The organism is Acidithiobacillus sp., assembly GCF_023256195.1.
GTDB lineage: Bacteria > Pseudomonadota > Gammaproteobacteria > Acidithiobacillales > Acidithiobacillaceae > Acidithiobacillus_A.
The window spans coordinates 839-19,021 of sequence record NZ_JAGDWX010000023.1; the positions used below are offsets into that span (position 1 = coordinate 839).

Here is an 18,183-nt window from a genome sequence, read left to right on the forward strand (position 1 = left end):
GCCCTTGCGGGTCTTGGTGAGCTCCGGGGGGAGTTTGATGGTGTGGTCGGCGAAGGATATGCGGTCCCAGGTCAGGGTAAACACCTCTCCCTGCCGCATCGCCGTCTCCAGGGCGACAATTACAAAATCGGCAAGCTCCGGGTTCTTCCTGGCGCAGGCCTCCAGCAATCGTTCCTCCTCGTTGCCAACAAAGCGCCGGTCCCTGCCTTCGGGCAGACGGGGTTTGCGGACCAGCTCAACCGGGTTGATGAGGTCCACATAGCCCCATTCCTTTCTCGCGATGGTATACAGGTGCGAAAGAACGGCCAGCATCAGGCGAATGCTGTTCGCCGAACGATTCTCTTTCTCCATGGCCCGGATGGCTTGCGCCACCTGCGGTCCGTCGAGATTGGGGATAGGGACCGCCTGCCACAGGCTGCAAGACCACCACTCGATCAGGGAGTGTTCTCTCCTCGCCGTATGCGGTGCCTTGGATGGCAAAATCTCTCGTTTGTACCTTTCAAAAGCCGCTTTCAGCGTGAGTTCCCGAACCTCTACCTTTTTGTAGACCTGGCCTGGCGTCTGGGTTTCCAGGCGGGCTTCGATCTGGGCCGCCCACTGTAGGGCTTCCCGCTTGGTGTCAAAAGTGGCGGAAAGCGATGGGTAGCCTCTTCTGCGTACCTGGGCCCGCCAGAACTTGCCGCTTTGGAATACGGATGCCATGCATTGCCTCAGCGTTTCGGTATAGCGTAATGGTGCCGGGCAAGAGGGAGGCGATCAAGAGAGAAAGGGTGCTACCCTCTGGGACCAGCAAGTCAACAATCCCGTGGTCGGTGGCAGGTTGCCCGAGGCGTGTAGATATTCTCAAAAGGCGCAGATATCCACAACCTCATCGAATAATTGCACGCAGAAGATTGCAAAACAGAACAGGCGGATACGCCATAATCTGTTGTTTGAGAAATCATTTTTCTTAAACTGAAAATCCTCGTGTCGGTGGTTCGATTCCGCCCCTGGGCACCAAATAAATCCATGATTTTTAATAAAAAAGCTCGTTAAATCGAGCCTTGGCACCGAAAATGACACAGTAAATCGTGCCGCGATCGACGGATAAAAAATTCGCGATTCTCCCCTGACTTACTGTAAGTTCGAGCACGTCTCCACGCCATCGCCGGCTGCGAATGGGGCATGGCGGACCTCGTCAACTTTCCCGCTGCCGCCGGGTCCTGACCGAACTCTTGGGTTTGTACTCGTCGCTCCGACTTGCAAAATTGGGCCGGCCCCATGCGTGGTCGCATCGAACACAGCCCGACCACGGTCTCGTGAAAGGGCAGGCAACGTGCTGCCCACCGATCCGAGTCCGGGGCACATCTCAGCGGGTGATGGGCTTGTAGCGCAGGCGGTGTGGTCGCGCGCCTTCGTCGCCCAGACGCCGCTTTTTGTCGGCTTCGTACTCCTGATAGTTGCCGGCGAAGAACTCCACGTGGGCATCACCCTCGAAGGCGATGATGTGGGTGGCGATGCGGTCGAGGAACCAGCGATCGTGGGAGATCACTAGCACCGTGCCGGCGAATTCCAGGAGGGCGTCTTCCAGGGCGCGCAGGGTTTCTACGTCCAGGTCGTTGGAGGGTTCGTCCAGAAGGAGCACATTGCCACCTGTGAGCAGGGTCTTTGCCAGGTGCAAGCGGCCGCGCTCACCGCCCGAGAGTTGCCCCACCAGCTTCTGCTGGTCGGCGCCCTTGAAATTGAAGCGGCCGCAGTAGGCGCGGGAGGGGATCTCGAAGCGCCCGATCCGGAGGATGTCCAGGCCCCCGGAAATCTCCTCCCAGACGTTCTTGCGGCCGTCCAGGGCGTCTCGGGACTGGTCGACGTAGGCCAGCTGGACCGTCGGGCCGAGAACGACCTCACCGCTGTCCGGCTGCTCGGCACCGGTAATCAGTCGGAAGAAGGTGGATTTGCCCGCCCCGTTGGGGCCGATGATGCCGACAATGGCGCCGGGTGGGATCTTGAAGTTCACCTGCTCGAAGAGCAGGCGATCGCCGAAGCCCTTGCTGACATTGCGGAACTCGATGACTTCATTGCCCAGTCGCTCTGCCACAGGAATGAAGATTTCCTGGGTTTCGTTGCGGGTCTGATATTCGTAGGAGCTGAGCTCCTCGAAACGTGCCAGTCGGGCCTTGCTCTTGCTCTGTCGGCCCTTGGCACTCTGTCGTACCCATTCCAGCTCCTGCTTCATGGCCTTGATACGCGCGGCCTCGGTCTTGGCTTCCTGTTCGAGGCGCTTTTCTTTCTGTTCCAGCCAGGAAGAATAGTTGCCCTTCCAGGGAATGCCTTGACCGCGATCCAGTTCCAGGATCCACTCGGCGGCATTGTCCAGAAAATAGCGATCGTGGGTGACGGCCACCACCGTACCCGGAAAACGTTGCAGATATTGCTCCAGCCAATCGACGGATTCCGCATCCAGATGGTTGGTGGGCTCGTCCAGGAGGAGCATGTCAGGGCGACTGATGAGCAGGCGACAGAGGGCGACGCGACGCTTTTCACCCCCGGACAGGGGGCCAACCTGCGCGTCCCAGGGGGGCAGACGTAAGGCATCGGCAGCGATCTCCATCTGCTGCTCTGCCTGGTGGCCGTCTCCGGCGGCGAGGATGGCCTCCAATCGTGCCTGCTCCGCCGCCAGGGCATCGAAATCGGCATCCGGCTCGGCATAGGCGGCGTAGACGGCGTCCAGAGCCTTCTGCGCACCGAGAATCTCACCCAGGCCCTCTTCCACCACCTCGCGCACCGTTTTGTCCGGTGCGACCCGCGGTTCCTGCGGGAGGTAGCCGATCTTCAGGCCAGGCATGGGGCTCGCCTCCCCTTCGTATTGCCGGTCTTCTCCGGCCATGATCTTGAGCAGAGTGGATTTTCCGGCCCCGTTGAGACCGAGGACACCGATCTTGGCGCCGGGGAAAAAGGACAAGGATATGTCTTTGAGCAGAACCCGTTTGGGCGGGACGACCTTGCTCAGGTGATTCATGGTGAAGACGTACTGGGCCATGGCTGCGCTTTCTTCCTTGGGCTTGGGATCTCTCGACTGTCGTCTCCGGTGCTGGTGGGCGCCGGCAAACTTGCCTTGCGTGGCGCAAGACACAGAACTATACCTTAACACAGAAGTTGCTGTCGGGAGGCGACCGGCGATGGGCAGCTACTCGGCTCCATGGGTAGGGCCCTCGTTACGACGCCGCCCGCAGCGTAGGGGAGTCTCGGTACGACCCGCAGCGCGGCCCGCTGAGCTTGCGCTTTTCTGGCAGGCGCTGCCTGGATGAGGGCCGGACTCAGCCCGTGGCTCTTGGGAGACACAACAACGACAAAAGCGCCCCGCATGGGGGGCATAAAGGAGCACCATCATGAACACAACCACAGCATCGGCAGCGGGTACCGATCCCCAACCCGCGCCGAAGAAAGATTTTCGTTTTGTGCTCATCGCCATCGTGGCGGGTCTCGGCGGATTGCTGTTCGGTTACGATACCGGCGTGGTTGCCGGTGTCCTGCTGTTTCTGCGCGATACCTTTCACCTGGATTCCACTTTGCAGGGGCTGTTCGTAGCCATTGCCCTGGGGGCGGCGGCGGTGGGCGCGGCCTTCGCCGGTGCACTTTCCGACGCCTTCGGCCGCCGTACGGTGCTCATCATCACGGCCCTCATGTTTGTGCTGGGCGCTTTGTTGGCGGCCATCGCCCAGAATGTGCCTGTGCTTTTTGTCGGTCGCGTTTTGGTGGGTGCAGCCATTGGTGTGTCTTCCATGCTGACCCCCTTGTATCTGGCGGAGGTGTCGGCGGCCCACTGGCGCGGTGCCATCGTTACCATCAATCAGTTCTATATCACCTTTGGGATCTTTGTCTCCTATCTGGTGGACTACGCCCTGGCGGATGTCACCGATGGCTGGCGCTGGATGCTTGGACTGGGGGCCATACCCGGTCTGATCCTGTTAGTGGGTATGTTCATTCTGCCTGAGAGCCCGCGCTGGCTGGCGGGACACAATCTCCTGGAGAAGGCCCGTGCGGCGCTGCGTTTCTTGCGCGGTCGTAGCGACGTGGATGCGGAGCTTGCAGCGTTGCACAAGGATGTGGTGGAGGAGGGCAGGCGGGCTGCACCCTGGTCGCGTCTGCTGCAGAAGGATGTGCGTAAACCTCTCATCATCGGCGTCGGTCTTGCGATCTTTCAGCAGATTACCGGCATCAATGCCGTCATCTATTTCGCGCCGACGATCTTTCAGGATGCCGGCCTGTCGTCGGCTTCGGTGTCGATCCTTGCCACCGTGGGCGTGGGCGCTGTCAATGTCATCATGACCCTCGTGGCCATGCGCCTGATGGATTCCTGGGGGCGTCGCAAGCTTCTGCTTTGGGGCTTGTGGGGCATGCTCGTCAGTCTCGTCACCATCGGCATCGGTTTCATGGTCCAATTGCAAGGGGCACTGGCTTACGTGATCGTCATCATGGTGGCGGCTTTCGTGGCCTTTTTTGCCATCGGTCTTGGGCCCGTGTTCTGGTTGTTGATATCGGAGATCTTTCCCTTGGCCATCCGTGGCCGGGGTGCCAGCATCGCCACCATCGCCAACTGGGTCTCCAACATGGTGGTGTCGGGTATTTTCCTCGACCTGCTGCTGGCCATCGGTCGCGGCCCCACGTTCTTGCTCTATGCGGCGATGACAGTGCTGGCCATTCTCTTCACGCTGTGGATCGTTCCGGAAACCAAGGGACGCAGCCTGGAGCAGATCGAGAGCCACCTGGATGCGCAGCCGGACTGATCCGGACCCGAGACCGGCCGTTCAGGAATAGAGAGCCTGGGCGGCCTTGCGAAAACGTCGGTAGCGGTCTTCGTGGTGGGACTGAGGCAGCAGCGTAGAGGGGGTGACAGCGGCGCTGCTGCGGTCCAGAGTGCTGGCGCTATCCTGCCTGGCCCAGCGAATGGCACCGAGCAGGGCGACGTCGGTGTCAGCGGCCACTTGCAACGGCAGGGCAAGCGTATCGGCCAGAAGCTGCGCCGCCCAAGGCGTTTGAAAAAGGTGACCGCTGGCGATGAGGCGCTTGGCGGGGTGGGGCGCCCGAGCCTGCAGATCCTCACAGAGCCAACGCAGGGTAAAGAAAAGCCCCTCCACGGCTGCGCGCAGGAACTCGGCAGGGCCGTCCCGGGCGTCGATATCGAGGAAGGCAGCGCGGGCCTCGGCACGCCAGAGTGGAGCCCGTTCGCCTTCCAGAAAGGGCAGGCAGAGTAACGACGAGGGGGTAGCGCGGGCAGCGGCGGCGAGGGCCTCAGCAAAGCCAGTCTCGGCGCCGAAGCCGCGACGGCGGACCCAGTCGAGGAGTGGACCACCGTTGTTGCTGGCCGTACCTACCAGCCAGTGGTGATCGTCGACGCGGTAGGCAAAATTGCGAGTCCGCCGCGACAGCTGGGGTCGCGCAGCATAGCGCCGCACCGCCATGCTGGTTCCCAGGGATACGCCGAGAACGTCCTCCCTGACGGCCCCCATCCCCCACTGCGCCAACACGCCGTCGCTTGCACCCAGATATACCGAGGCCCCTGCCATTTGGGGCGGAAAAATCGGATCGTCGGGGCGCAGTGGACGTTGCCACTTGCGGTCCACCAGCCGAGACAGCCGTCCCGTGTCCAGATCCACATAGGCCAGTGCTTCCGCGCTCCATTGGCCGCGGTGGATATCCAATAGCCCTGAGGCACTGGCCGTGGCGGCATCCACCTCGTAGCTGCCAAAGGACCGCCACCAGAGCCACTCCTTGATGGACAGGACGTGGCGCGCGCGGGTCAGTTCTGTGGGCGCGGTTTGGCGCAGCCAGCGCAGTTTGATGAGGGGGGAGATGGGGTGTATGGGGGTACCGGTGCGTTCGTAGAGGCGACGACCCGGGCCATGGTCCCAACAATCCCGTGCCACGGTCGCCGCCCGCCCATCGAGCCAAGTATAGGCAGGACCGAGGGGCTGGCCGTGGCCATCGGCGAGCAGTAGGCTGTGCATGGCGCAGCTCCACGCTACCCTCTCGACCCGATAGTGCTTCCCGAGATCGTTGGCCAAGGCCTGGAGCAGATCCCGGAGGAGCCCCTCGATGGCCAGCACGTCCTGCAGGGCGGCGCCCGGAGCAGGTTGCAGGAGGGGAATCGCGGACCGTCGTTGGGCGATGATCCGCTCTTCGCCATCCACGGCCGCGACCTTCAGCACACTCGTGCCTACATCGATGGCGATATCGACGGTGCGGGTGGTCTCAGCCATGACGCGGGTGGCGCCGATAAGCGTGGTGGGGAAGGCCGCGGTAGGGCACCGTCCGACGATAGAGGTGGCCCGCTTGGGGATCCTCAGGACGACCCCGGGCGGCGGTGGTGATGTACAGATCCCGATACTGTGGCCCGCCGAAACACAGCGATGTGACCTGCGGCGTGGGTAGCTCGATGTAGTCGGTGGCCCGGCCCTCGGCATCGAAACGCGTCACCCGGCCGCCGCCGAAGTGCGCTACCCAGAGCCCGCCTTCCTCATCCCCCGTCATGCCATCGGGATAGCCATCGGTCTCGGTAAACTGGATGTGCAGCCGTTTGTGGCGGATTTCGCCCTGTGCGGAGAGGTCGAAGGCGTAAATGCGGCGCAGGGCGCTGTCGCTGTGATAGAGCGTGTGCCCATCGGCACTGAAGGCTGGGCCATTGGAGACGATATAGGGTGCGTCGACGCGGGCCATGCTCTGCCCGCTGATGCGGTAAAGGGCCCCGGTGGGACGTTTTTCGTCGTCGTCCATGGTTCCGGCCCAGACCCTGCCCCAGGGGTCGGCCTTGGCGTCGTTGAAGCGATTGTGGGCGTGCTCCGGTTCCGGATGGGGGAAGCGGCGGCGTAGACGGACGCCGTGTTCTTCCAGTCGCAGCGAGACGATGTCGCGCCGTAGGCCAGCCAGAAAAAGATCGTCGTCCGCGTACTCCACCAGCCAGGTGCAGGGTTCCTCCAGCGCCCACAGACCTTTGGTGTCGCTGGCAGGCCAGAAGGCGGCGATCTTCTGACCGAGAATGTCTACGAAGTACACGGCCTGGTGGCGCGGCGACCACAAGGGACCCTCGCCCAGGATGGCCCCCAGGGGCCAGACCACCTCGGCATGGCCAAGCTTTCGGGACGGACTCTGCGGCTGTTCCATGCCCTGTTCCTCCTTCCGGTTCAGGCCCGATTCAGGCGCCGCAACAAGGGCACCTTGATCTGATCGAGCAGCAGGGTGAAGAGGACGGTGGCGGCCAGCAGGGCGAGGATGATAGGTACCGGCAGCGCCGTCATGAGCCAGCCCTGGCTTGCCAGCACCGAGACGACCACGATATCGGCAAGGCTCGCCCAGAGCAGGAACCGCCCAGGAAGCGAAGCCCAGAGATGGCCCCGTTCACGTACCAGGAAGACGTTGGCCAGGCCGGAAAAGACCAGGCCCAGAAAATCGAGGCTCTGCCGCGCCGGCAACGGCAGGTGCAGTAGGATACCGGCACCGTAGACCAGAAAAATGTAGACGAGCCAGGCGCCGGCCACCACCAGTGAGGACCAGACCAGGCTGCGCACATCCCAGCGATCGGGTCGCGGCGAGGGGCGGACGTGGTCGTCGGCCAGGGACATGGTCACGAAATCGTTGGCAAAAAGCAGTAGCAGCACCAGTAACGGGGTCACGACAAAGTCGTGAAAGACCAAAAAACCGAGGCTCAGGAAGAGCGCTACCTGAAAGACCTTCACGATCTTGTTGAGGGTGTAGGTCAGCATACGCTGATAGACGCGTCGACCCGTCTCGACGGCCGTCAGGATTCCACGCAGACCCGCTTGTGTGAGAACGAGGCTGGCCGCCGCCTTGGCGACGTCCGTGGCACTCTCGACGGCCACGCCCATTTCCGCCTGCTTCAGCGCTGGCGCGTCGTTCACGCCGTCGCCGGTCATGCCGACGATGTGGCCCTGCTTCTGCAGAGATTGGACGAGGTGAAATTTATCCTCGGGGAAGACCCCGGCATAGACCCCGCAATCCTCCCGGAGTGACTTGCGGTCGCAGGCCTTCCCAGAGATGCCCAGCTCTTTGGCTACGTGGGCGGCGGTGGCCGGGCTGTCGCCAGTGACCATGCGTACCCGCACACCAAAGTTCTGGAGTTTGGCAATGAGATCGGCAGCATCTTCACGCAAGGGATCGGCGAGGCCGATGAGCCCCAGCCATCGGGGAGCCCCATCGGGGCCGGCCGCCACCCCCAGCACGCGGGCGCCCGTGCTGGCCAGTTCCTCCGTCTCTTTCTCCCAGTCCGCTCCTTGGCACAGGGCGGCGATCACCTGCGGCGCCCCTTTCAGCGCCCGCCAGGCGCTGCCATCCTTTTGAAAAACCGCCTCGGAGCGTTTGCTAGAGGGGTCGAAGGGAATGAAATCCTGACGATCCGGAGTTGCCACGCCCTCCGCTTGGGCCGCACCCAGGATGGCCAGATCGATGGGGTCCTGGGTGGCCTCGTCGCTGGCCAAGGCGGCCATGGCCAGGAGCTCCTGACGCTGTTGGCCCGAGGCCGCTTGCACGGCACTGACCTGCAGTCGATTCTGGGTAAGGGTGCCGGTCTTGTCGCTGCAGAGATCACTCATGGCCGCCGCTTCCTCGATAGCGGCGAGGCGCGTCACCAGTACGCCGTGGTGCGCCAGGCGCAGCGAGGCAACGGCGGTGGCCAGGGTAAAGGTGGCGGGCAGCGCCACAGGTACCGAGGCGACCAGGAGGATGAGGGCAAAGGGTAGGATCTCGGCCAGGGGCATCTGCATCCAGGTGGCGTAGGCGAGGATGGCAGCTACCAGGAGTCCATCCATGATCACCAGGTAGCGAACGATGGCGAGCACCAGGATCTCGAGGTGGCTCTTGGCCCCGGCACCGCGCACGAGCTCTGCCGTTTTTCCGAAGTAACTCTTCGCGCCGGTTGCGGTCACCGTGCCGGTAGCTTCGCCGCGACGGACCGTAGAAGCCGAGTACACCGTGTCCTGCGCCTTGCGATCCACGGGCAGCGATTCTCCCGTCAAGGCGGACTGATCGACGAGGATCTGTCCCTCTGTGAGCTGGATGTCGGCGGGGACGATATCGCCCAGACGTACGTGGACGCAGTCGCCCGGTACCAGTTCCGTCGCGGAGATGCTGCGCCATTTGCCATCGCGACGAACCCGCGCTTCTATCCGCAGGCGCTCACGCAACAATTCCAGAGCCTTCTGTGCCCGTTGTTCCTGGCTGAAGCCGAGAATGCCATTGAAGATGAGCAGCGCGGCGATGATGATGGCTTCCGGCCATTTGGCCAGCACCAGCTCGAGCACCAAGGTCAACTCCAGCATCCACGGTACCGGTGCCCAGAACTTGCGCAGGAAGAGAAGCAGCGGGTGGCTGGCCTCCTCCCGCACGGCGTTGGGTCCATACTGCTGCAGGCGCGCCGCCGCCTCCGCGCTGCTGAGGCCGGTACAGGGACTTTCGCTCACAATGAACTCAATACGATGCCATCCATAGCTCTCATTATAGGACCACCCGGCGCTCTTTGGTTTCCGTTGTCTTCGGCTCGGGGTAACATGAGGGGAGGCAAGGGAGGTGGTGCATGATGAGTGTGTGGGGAGATGTCATTGTCATGGTCGGTACGCCGGTAGTGATGATCCTCGTGGCCTGGGGAGTCCATCGCCTCTCGCGCCAGCGGGATCGCGACGAGGACCGGCACTGATGCAGCTCACTCTGCTCAAGGCCAAGCTGCATCGGGTGCGGGTCACGGCGGTGGAGCTGGACTACGAGGGCTCCTGTGCCATAGATGAGAATCTGTTGACGCAGGCCGGGATCCTGCCTTTCGAGCAGATCCACATCTACGATGTCCACAATGGCGAGCGCTTCACCACCTATGCCATCGCCGCAGCATCCGGCAGCGGAATCGTTTCCGTCAACGGCGCGGCGGCGCGGCGGGTATCCGTGGGCGATCTACTCATCGTCGCCGCTTACGCCTTGGTCCCGGCCAGCGTGGCGGACAATTTCGAGCCCCGTGTGGTCTATGTCGACGGCGACAACCGTCCGCGTGAGCGGCACACCCCAGCATGACCGCCCGGCACCCCAAGGATCCATTCGACACCTGCGTAAGGCACATCCGCAGTCGCTGAATCCTCTTGGCCTTTTCCACCAGCAGCCGCATCGTCGCCGCTCGTGCCGCCCGCAGTGTCGGCCAGGGGGCGCTGGTCGTGGATTTTGCCCTCTACCTGCACGCGCTGCATTGGTCGGCCTTGGCCATCGGCACCCTCTACTCTGCGAGTCTGCTCGTGGGGGCCGTGGCGACTCTGATCGTCGGTCCCGCCAGCGATCGTCTGGGTGCCAAGGGTTTTCTGCTGGCCTATGAGGCCTTGCAGATACTGGCGGCCGGCGTCGCTCTGCTGACCACCGCCACGGCCTGGCTCAGTCTCGCCGCCGTGCTGGGTGCCTTTGGTCGCGGGGCCAACGGGGGTGCCGGGCCCTTTGCTCCGGCAGAACAGTCCTGGCTGTCCCGCGCCGCCACGGGGTCCAGCTGGGGGCGGCTCTTTCACACCAATACCGCCGTTGGACTTTCGGGTATGGCGCTAGGCGCAGCTCTGGGGGCGCTGCCACAGTACTTGGCCCCCGCCATTCCCTTGACCGAGGGTTACCGTCTGCTCTTCGTCATCGTTCTGCTGGGATCCCTGCTGTGCCTGCTTTTTCTGGCCGGCGCCCACGAAGATCGCTCCGCAGGCGTTGTAGGCCCGAACCGTCCCCAGGAATTGTCGGGGGACGACGCGCCAAGATCCCGCCCTTGGCGAGTGCTCCTTGGTTTTGCCGGCGTCAACAGCCTCAACGGGCTCGGTATCGGCATGGTCGGCCCGCTCATGGCTTACTGGTTCCATCTGCGATTCGGGGTGGGCCCGGCGTCCATCGGCGCCGGTATGTCCCTGGCCTTTCTGAGTGCTGCCACCCTCTCGCTCCTGGGTATCCGGCTGGTGGATCGCTTCGGCATGATCGACACAGTCGTTGGCATGCGTCTGCTGGGTCTTGGCCTGCTCTTGGCCATACCCTGGATGCCCAGTTTCTGGTTAGCCATGGCCTGCTACATTTTTCGCGCTGCCCTCAATCAGGGCAGCATCGGATCACGGCAGGCTCTGTTCCTTGGCCTCGTGGACGCCCGCCACCGCGGCCTTGCGGCCACCGTCAACAGTCTTTCCATTCAGACGCCGCGTGCCATCGGACCCAGTATCGCCGGTCTTTTTTTTGAAGCCGGCCTGCTGTCTTGGCCCTTCTGGCTGGCAGCGGCCTTGCAGGGAGCTTATCTCGTCCTGTTCCAGCGCTTCTTCCGCAAGTACGGCGCCACGGAGTGACGCCCCGGGGGCAAAACCCTCAGGTCTTTGCCAAGGGCTTGCCGCATTCTCCACAGAAACGATCCCCGGGCTGCGCCGCTGCACCGCAATGCGGGCAGTGCGTGAGCTCGTGGACGGGAGTCGCTGCCGCCGATGCCGCGCTGTCCGGGTTCGACGCTGCAGCTGGCGGAGGAGCGAAGCCCGCGGCGGAGGCATGCGCCGACGCTTGCTGCGCCTGCGCTCGGGCTCTGGCAGCGGCTGCTTCAGCGCGTTTCTGTGCCGCCTCTGCTGCCCTGCCGACTTTCTGCATCACTCCGCCGACGAAGGCATGGCCGGCCTCAGCGTCTACCGTCTTGGTGCTCTCGTCGTAGAGGTAGGCAAGTCCGAGCAGGAATACATTGTTGGGAATGGCGACGCTGATCGCTGTCACGAGGAGGATGGTGAGCCCGAAGGCGAAGATGTAGAGCTCTCCGTTGAGGCCGACCCCCTGGCCACCCAGCATGGAAAAAGCAGCGATGGGATTGTGGATGAGGGGTTGCAGGATACCCCCGAGGACCCCCGACAGGACCAGACTCGATATCAGACTGCCTGTCAGCATGGCAGAATAGAAGGCCAGAGCAGCGATCATGACGGTCACGACACTGACCAGGACAATGAGTAGGGCCAGGATGAAAATGACCGGCCCTGGCCGGGAACGCGCGACCGCTACCAAGTGACCCAGCGCCCCACTGACCGTCTCACCGAACCATAGCGCTGGTCCGCTGAGGCTGAATATCACCATGAAAGTCAGAACGCTGGCGATGTTCACCAGAAACAGCCCAGGAAAAACTGCCAGCGAGAGCAGGCCCCCCAGCGCGGGGATGCGGCAGATCTCTACCAGAATGACCTCTGCAACGAGCAGGCCGAGCAGCAGCAACGATTCCAGAAGCACGAGCCCTATCAGGCGTGGCAAGGTGAAGAGCCCAAACAGCAGGCAATCCAGGATGCCTGGCGCTTCGCGTCCCTGTACCGTTGCCGCGAGGCTGTGCCCCGCGCCGAGGTAACCCGCCCCCACCGCAACGAAATACACGAGAAAACCCAAGGCGAGGAAGAGAAAGGCAGCGGCGCCTGTGCCACCGAAGCGTTCGAGAATCGCAAGTATTAACAATCCGATGAAAAGGGCGGTCCCCATGACGGCGATGGGGCGCCATAAGGTGAGTCCGCGTAGCGCCTTGATGAGAATGGAAAAGTCCAGCTCGTGCGCAGGTAGGGCCGGTTCTGGGTAGGCAGCCATGAAGTCTCCCGAGGTGGTGGGTTGAAGCCTGGCGAATCGCCCTCAGGGATTCGCTCCGGAGTTGTTCTGCAAAAGCGGCTGGTTATCTGCCGGTGGAGTCATCGCTGGATTGCGCATAGCCTCGAGGTTCTGATCGACCGATCGACCAGCGTACTGCATCGCTTGCCCCGTGTTGCCAGGGATGATGCGAGCGTTGAGGAGATATCCGTCCACAGCCTTGCGTTCGGCATTCATCCGATAGCGGAGCCGGTCGTCGTGCACACAGCGCGCAATGCTGATACCGCAGGCCTGTGCGTATTGGCTACTCAGTTGAAAGAACTGAACCGCTGCCTGTCGGGCCATGCCGAAGCTGCGCATCTGTTCTGGACTGAGGCCTTGCACGGTCATTCCCGCAAATTCCGTGGAGAAAGCGTTCGCCTGACTTTGCAGCTTCTGCCAGCAGGCGCTCTGATCCTGGCGCGAAGCCATCGCACATTGGGCCAGGGAGTTTTTCATCGTACCCTTGGCATTTTCCCAGGTCCCGACGAATTGCCGCGATACGTTGATGCCTGCCTGGCGGACGTTGGCCTGGGCTTGCGCCTGATCCATGCTGATGGGCATGGCTGGCACCGTCGTTCCGTACTTGGCAGCGCAGCCAGCGGCCAGAAGGACAGCGGAAGCGGAAAACAGAAGAGAACGCGTACGGACCATTTTTTGCGGCATATGGGCACTCCTGTATAGCCGAAGCATCATGGATTACCTCCGAAGGGTGAAAGCAGTTTCTGGAGATTCTGTGGCGAATGCGGCGTATGGTCGTCTTCCCGCGCTCCCGTCTGCGGAACCGTATCTTGAACCCTGTGGGACGGCGTGGGGACGACCTGCATCGTCGGCTGATGCGAGATGGGTTTTTCCGAAGCAATCGTCGGGGTGTGCTGGGATGCGCGTTCGGCGGGTGGCGACGGCGGTAGCGCCGCAACCGCTGCAGGGGCTCTGACGGGAGGGGGTATAGTGGCCGAAGGTCGTGGCATTGGGCGAGCTCTGCTCTCTTCGGACCAAAGAGCAGGCCAGTGAGCGTAGATCAGGTAAGCACCAGCGGCGAGCACCAGCAGGAACGACAAGGCGATGACGTAGAGCCGATGGTTTCGGGGGGTGGTAGCACCGGCCCGACTTTGCGGCGCGGACACGGCTCCACTGGCATCGCACGTGCTGTCGAAGATGACTGGGATATCGGCGGCGGCGTCGGTGAGTGGCTCGGGTTCCTCGGTTTCCAGAGTGTGCCCGAAGGGCTCTTGCGTGGGCTCTGGTTGCGCCACGTCCGATATCTCTGACGCGCTGTCCTTTTCGGCGTGGCTCGGGGGCGCTGTGTGAGACGACTCGGGATGCGACGTATCCGTGATGGGAGCGGACTGGTCCGCCCCGCAAAGGGGACAGAAACGTTTACTCGCGAGTACCGCACCACACTGACGGCAAAAGTTCTTGGCCTCGATTTCGGCAGAAGCCATCTCCAATTTCGCGCCGCAATGGGCGCAGAACACCTTGCCTGCCGCGTTTTCCGCACCACAAGCGGAGCAGCGCATGTTCGCTTCCTTTCCCTTCTCTGGCCGCTTGCTGAGCTTTTTCACGCGGCCGTAATTTTCTTCCTCCGAGACGCTCTACGGGGTCCCATGGTTTCGTATTTTGCGGATATTATAATGCACTTTGTGCTCAGGCAAGGAAGCAGGGCACGTTATGGGATATCAGAGCTTGCCGTAAGAGTGCAGCCCCGATAGGAACATGTTCACGCCCAAAAAGCAGAAGGTGACCACCCACAGGCTCATGAACGACCACCATGCCATGCTGCGGCCGTGCCAGCCCTTCACCACTCGCGCATGCAGATAGCCGGCATAATTGAGCCAGACGATGAGGGCCCAGGTCTCCTTGGGATCCCAGGACCAGAATCCGCCCCAGGCGCGGGCTGCCCAGACGGCACCGAGGATGGTGGCGACGGTAAAGAAAAGGAAGCCCAGGGCGATGGCCTTGTACATCACATCGTCCTGCACCTCCAGCGGGGGCAGGGTGCGCGCCAGTCTGCCGCCGCGCAGCTCCGACCGCTGCGTCAGCAGGTAGGCCAGACCTACGAGACTGGCGATGGTGAAGTTGGCATAGCCGACAAACATCATGGGCACGTGCAGCTTCATCCAGAAACTCTGCAGGGCCGGAATCAGAGGCTCGATGCGGTCCATATGCTGCGCCAGGGTCAGCCACAGGAGAAAGCCGACGCTGATGCCCACCAGCGGCATCACGAAAGCACCCAGGCCGCGCGCCCGATTGCGCTGTTCGTAGTACAGCCAGAACAGGGCCGTCGAGGCGCAGAAAAGCACCATGACTTCCCAGAGGTTGCTGACGGGGATGTGCCCCCAGTCGGGATGCCCGAGATAGGTCTCGCGCCAGCGTACCCCAAGACCGATAAAGCCAAAGATCACGCCGACCCAGGTCAGCGCCGACGCCAATCGCCCCAGGGTCGCCTTTGCGGTGACGACGTAGGCGATGTAGAGCGCGGTGGCGGCGAGCAGCGCCGCCGACATCCAGTAGACCGCCGCCACGCCTTGCAGGACATAGCGCAGTAGCAGGTTGTCGGCAGGCGTCTGGCCATCGCTGTACAGCCAGACGGCGAAGAGAGCTGGTAGTACCGCAGCGATGGTCGCCCATTGCAAGGGCCGCCACGCTATCCCGGCGGCGAGTAATCCCGCGTACCAGCTCGCCAGAACCAGATACTGCCAATATCCGAAGTCGTGGCCATAGCGCATCAGGATGGCCAGAGCGGCCAGGGTCAAACCGCCGACCCAGGGTGCCTCACGGCGCAGGAGGGCAATCCAGGAACGGTGCTCGGGGGACGATGGCAGGACGTAGCTTTCCACGGGACTATGGGCCATGGTGAACCTCCTCATGGGTTTCGCGAGAGGAAATGGTTTGGGCGCCGGCAGCTTCCAGGGCCGCGCGCCAACGCGCAAACTGGCGGGCAAAATCGAGACGGTTGCGATCGGCTCCGGCGCCGAGCAGCAGCCGGCTGCCACCATCGGCACGTCGCTGGATCTGCGCCCAGACCTTTTGCTGGGGCAGGTAGAAGAGTATGAAAATACCCAGCACCAGGGCCACACAGCCCCAGTAGATCAGGGTGGTACCGGGCCACTTGGTGACCTGTAGACCCGCCGCCCAGCGATGATCGAACTGCGACAGGGTCAGCACGAAGGGCACGGGGTAATCGTGCAGACCTGCCAGGGCCTGCAGACTGGCCTCGACGAAGCGTTCCTTCTGGGCGGAGGTCCAGTCTGGAGCCGCCCTGGCGGCTACCCGATCAAACACCGCGGAAAAAAGCGCCGGCGAGGCATTGGCCCCCTCCTTTGCCGCCTTCTGCAGCGCGGCAAGATAGGCCATGAACAGGTGGATGCTGCCCGCGGGCCCCGTGGGAATGTAGACATACTGGTATGGGTCGCCAAGGCTGCGACGGTAGCCCTGCACGAAGAATCCTTGGCCTCCGCGGGTGATGGGCTGCATGTAGGTCTTCATCTCGGCCCCACCACCCTGAGGATCGCGCACCACGTAGGTGAAGCTCGGTCCCAGATTGACGGTGGGATGCCTGGGATCGCTTGGCTCCCCCACGGCGCTGCGTGGGACGATGTTGTAGAGTTCGAAGTTCTTGAGCTGCAGAGAATAGCCCGAATTGCCCGCGTGCAGGGTCTGTCCCACCCGTCCCTGCAGCTCGGCGCTGTGACCGTCCGCGGCGCCCAGCAGGTAGGAGCGCATGGTCAGCAGAGAACCGCCGTCGCTGAAGCTCGACTGGTAGATGTCGACGCCATCGTAGGACATCGGGTGGTTGACGCGGATGGCTCCTTCCTTCAGCACCTTGCCCTGAGGACTGTAGAGGACCACGTCGGAGACGAAGTCCTTGGGCATGCCGGTGGAATAGTACTGGATGTGGAAGGCCTTCAGATGGATCCGAAAGGGCAGGGGCTGTACCAGATAGCCGTTGCCCGCCAGCTCGAAGACGGCATCGGCCGTCTGCCCCTCGGGGAGGGTGATGATGCCCCGGTAAGCCGGGTTGTGGACGGGCATGAAGGCCGACGGTGGAATCTTGGACAAGGGTAGGTCGAAATCCGTCGCGGGCCGCAGACTGCCCGTGAGCTCAGCCCATTTGACCGGCACGTCGGCATTGTAGAGGGCAGCGGCGCAGATGACGATGATGGCGATGTGGGTGAGAAAATAGCCAAGACGGTGGTACTTGCCCTTGCGCGCCGCCAGGTACTGCGTATCGCCTTCTTGCAGCAGGCGCGGCCGAAAACCGCTGGCGCGCAGCGTCTGCGCGAGGCGCCGGGTAAGATCATCGGGATCTTCCGCTGCCAGCATCTCCACGACCTGCGGCTGCGCCCGCAGTGCATTTTCGCGCTGGCGCAGCGGAAACTCGCGGATATCGCGCAGCATCCGCGGCGTGTTGCGGGTCACGCAGGTAGCGGTGGACAGCACCAGAAAGGCAACGATCCCCGTATACCAGGCGGTGCGGTAGACGTCGTAGAGCCCCAAGGTGCGGAATACCGCAAACCAGAAGGGACCGAACTGCAGGGCATAATTGCTGTAGGGCTGCTGCTGGCTGAGGATGGTGCCGATGATGGAGGCAATGGCCAACAGGACCAGCAGACTCACCGCCAGTCGCATGGACCCCAGGAAAGACCCGAGCAGCCGCCACTGCGACCGCTCTCGCGTCATCACTTTTGTCTGCGCTTGCAAAAACCCCTCCCTTTTTTGTAGCGCACCGTTGGGCAGTCTAGGAGCCTGTGTCACTGCACACAAGCCCCGGCTCGGTAAATATGTGATTGCCAGTGACAAGCGCTGCCGACTATTCTCTAAGCATGGAACGTACCAATCCCAAGGATATGGCCAAGGCCTTCCGCTTTGCGCCGCTGCGCAGGGCGTGTTTTCGTCTGAGCGTGACCCGGATGGACCAGTTGCCGGCGGACGATGGGGCCGAAGTGGCCATTGCGGGGCGCTCCAATGTCGGCAAGTCGTCCGTACTGAACCTCCTCACCGGCCACGGTGGTCTTGCGCGCGTCAGTCGGACGCCCGGGCGTACCCAGGCCATCAATGTCTTCGACCTGGATCCGGGGCAGCGGCTCATGGACCTGCCCGGCTACGGCTATGCCAAGGTACCGGATGCGCTGCGCTTGTCCTGGGGCGGGCTGATGGAGGAGTACCTGAAGCGTCGGCGCAGCCTGCGTCTGCTGCTGTTGGTGATGGATATCCGCCATCCCCTGGGGCCCTTTGATCTCGCTTTGCTAGACTTTGCCCGGCATTGCGGACGACCGGTACACGCACTCCTGAACAAGGCCGATAAACTGAGTCGGGGTGCGGCGCTGCAGGTGCTGGCCCGCTGCCGCCGTGACCCGGCCTTGGAGGGCGTGGGAACGCAGTGTTTCTCGGCGCAGTCGGGTGAGGGGCTCGAGGATCTGCATCGTCTTCTCGCCCGGACCTACGAAAAAGAGACCCCGGTCGAGACCGGGGCCAAGTCAGAGCCCTCAAAGGGAGGGGAGGGCTCGGGACCTGGCCAGGGAGGAAAAAGCCAGGACCGCAACGCTACTACTGCGGGCTTTGAGTAGC

Annotated in this window: 13 protein-coding genes and 2 pseudogenes; 5 read left to right on the forward strand and 10 right to left on the reverse strand. The window is 62.8% G+C overall.

Annotation, left to right across the window (positions count from 1 at the left end; all coding sequences use genetic code 11):
• Together Q0C23_RS04695 and ettA are read right to left on the reverse strand one after the other, a co-directional pair.
• Nucleotides 1–702: pseudogene (locus Q0C23_RS04695) on the reverse strand (tyrosine-type recombinase/integrase); the annotation flags it as partial.
• Between the two features lie 646 nt (nucleotides 703–1,348).
• Nucleotides 1,349–3,016, reverse strand: a complete 1,668-nt coding sequence (gene ettA / locus Q0C23_RS04700) for an energy-dependent translational throttle protein EttA (RefSeq protein WP_291511227.1) — start codon at nucleotides 3,014–3,016, stop codon at nucleotides 1,349–1,351.
• Nucleotides 3,017–3,365: 349 nt separating this feature from the next.
• On the opposite strand from ettA, the gene Q0C23_RS04705 reads away from it, so the two are divergent.
• Complete coding sequence (locus Q0C23_RS04705) at nucleotides 3,366–4,763, forward strand: sugar porter family MFS transporter (RefSeq protein ID WP_291511228.1); 1,398 nt, start codon at nucleotides 3,366–3,368, stop codon at nucleotides 4,761–4,763.
• Nucleotides 4,764–4,784: 21 nt separating this feature from the next.
• On the opposite strand, the gene Q0C23_RS04710 is transcribed toward Q0C23_RS04705, so the two are convergent.
• The 3 genes from Q0C23_RS04710 to Q0C23_RS04720 are packed head-to-tail and all read right to left on the reverse strand — an operon-like array spanning nucleotide 4,785 to nucleotide 9,449.
• Entirely contained in the window at nucleotides 4,785–6,236 is a 1,452-nt protein-coding gene (locus Q0C23_RS04710) for an FGGY family carbohydrate kinase (protein WP_291511229.1), read from the reverse strand.
• Nucleotides 6,229–7,137, reverse strand: a complete 909-nt coding sequence (locus tag Q0C23_RS04715) for an SMP-30/gluconolactonase/LRE family protein (RefSeq protein WP_291511230.1) — start codon at nucleotides 7,135–7,137, stop codon at nucleotides 6,229–6,231. Before Q0C23_RS04715 ends, Q0C23_RS04710 begins: the two co-directional genes overlap by 8 nt.
• 20 nt (nucleotides 7,138–7,157) lie before the next feature.
• The gene (locus Q0C23_RS04720) at nucleotides 7,158–9,449 is read right to left on the reverse strand and encodes a plasma-membrane proton-efflux P-type ATPase (RefSeq protein WP_291511231.1); all 2,292 of its coding nucleotides are present in this window, start codon (nucleotides 9,447–9,449) and stop codon (nucleotides 7,158–7,160) included.
• A 232-nt stretch (nucleotides 9,450–9,681) separates the two neighbouring features.
• Here Q0C23_RS04720 and panD point away from each other — a divergent pair, with 232 nt between their 5' ends.
• Together panD and Q0C23_RS04730 are read left to right on the forward strand one after the other, a co-directional pair.
• Complete coding sequence (gene panD / locus Q0C23_RS04725) at nucleotides 9,682–10,047, forward strand: aspartate 1-decarboxylase (protein ID WP_291511232.1); 366 nt, start codon at nucleotides 9,682–9,684, stop codon at nucleotides 10,045–10,047.
• 65 nt (nucleotides 10,048–10,112) lie between these two features.
• Nucleotides 10,113–11,324: an MFS transporter gene (locus Q0C23_RS04730; protein ID WP_291511233.1), complete on the forward strand. Its 1,212-nt coding sequence runs from the start codon at nucleotides 10,113–10,115 to the stop codon at nucleotides 11,322–11,324.
• A gap of 19 nt (nucleotides 11,325–11,343) precedes the next feature.
• Here the strand turns inward: Q0C23_RS04730 and Q0C23_RS04735 are convergent, their stop codons facing one another.
• Both Q0C23_RS04735 and Q0C23_RS04740 read right to left on the reverse strand, forming a co-directional pair.
• Nucleotides 11,344–12,576, reverse strand: coding sequence for a zinc ribbon domain-containing protein (locus Q0C23_RS04735; protein ID WP_291511234.1), 1,233 nt, complete (start codon nucleotides 12,574–12,576; stop codon nucleotides 11,344–11,346).
• Nucleotides 12,577–12,618: 42 nt separating this feature from the next.
• Complete coding sequence (locus Q0C23_RS04740) at nucleotides 12,619–13,164, reverse strand: hypothetical protein (protein ID WP_291511235.1); 546 nt, start codon at nucleotides 13,162–13,164, stop codon at nucleotides 12,619–12,621.
• A gap of 458 nt (nucleotides 13,165–13,622) precedes the next feature.
• Here Q0C23_RS04740 and Q0C23_RS04745 point away from each other — a divergent pair, with 458 nt between their 5' ends.
• Entirely contained in the window at nucleotides 13,623–13,883 is a 261-nt protein-coding gene (locus tag Q0C23_RS04745) for a hypothetical protein (protein ID WP_291511236.1), read from the forward strand.
• 99 nt (nucleotides 13,884–13,982) lie between these two features.
• Here Q0C23_RS04745 and Q0C23_RS09855 read toward each other — a convergent pair.
• The 3 genes and pseudogenes from Q0C23_RS09855 to Q0C23_RS04755 form a co-directional block, all read right to left on the reverse strand.
• Nucleotides 13,983–14,132 (reverse strand): annotated as a pseudogene (locus Q0C23_RS09855) (zinc ribbon domain-containing protein); the annotation flags it as partial.
• Nucleotides 14,133–14,291: 159 nt separating this feature from the next.
• Entirely contained in the window at nucleotides 14,292–15,467 is a 1,176-nt protein-coding gene (ccsB, locus tag Q0C23_RS04750; protein WP_291511237.1) for a c-type cytochrome biogenesis protein CcsB, read from the reverse strand.
• Complete coding sequence (locus Q0C23_RS04755; protein ID WP_291511238.1) at nucleotides 15,457–17,316, reverse strand: cytochrome c biogenesis protein ResB; 1,860 nt, start codon at nucleotides 17,314–17,316, stop codon at nucleotides 15,457–15,459. Before Q0C23_RS04755 ends, ccsB begins: the two co-directional genes overlap by 11 nt.
• Before the next feature lie 122 nt (nucleotides 17,317–17,438).
• Between Q0C23_RS04755 and yihA the strand changes: the two genes are divergently transcribed.
• Nucleotides 17,439–18,182, forward strand: a complete 744-nt coding sequence (yihA, locus tag Q0C23_RS04760; RefSeq protein WP_291511239.1) for a ribosome biogenesis GTP-binding protein YihA/YsxC — start codon at nucleotides 17,439–17,441, stop codon at nucleotides 18,180–18,182.
• The last annotated feature ends 1 nt before the right edge of the window (nucleotide 18,183 follow it).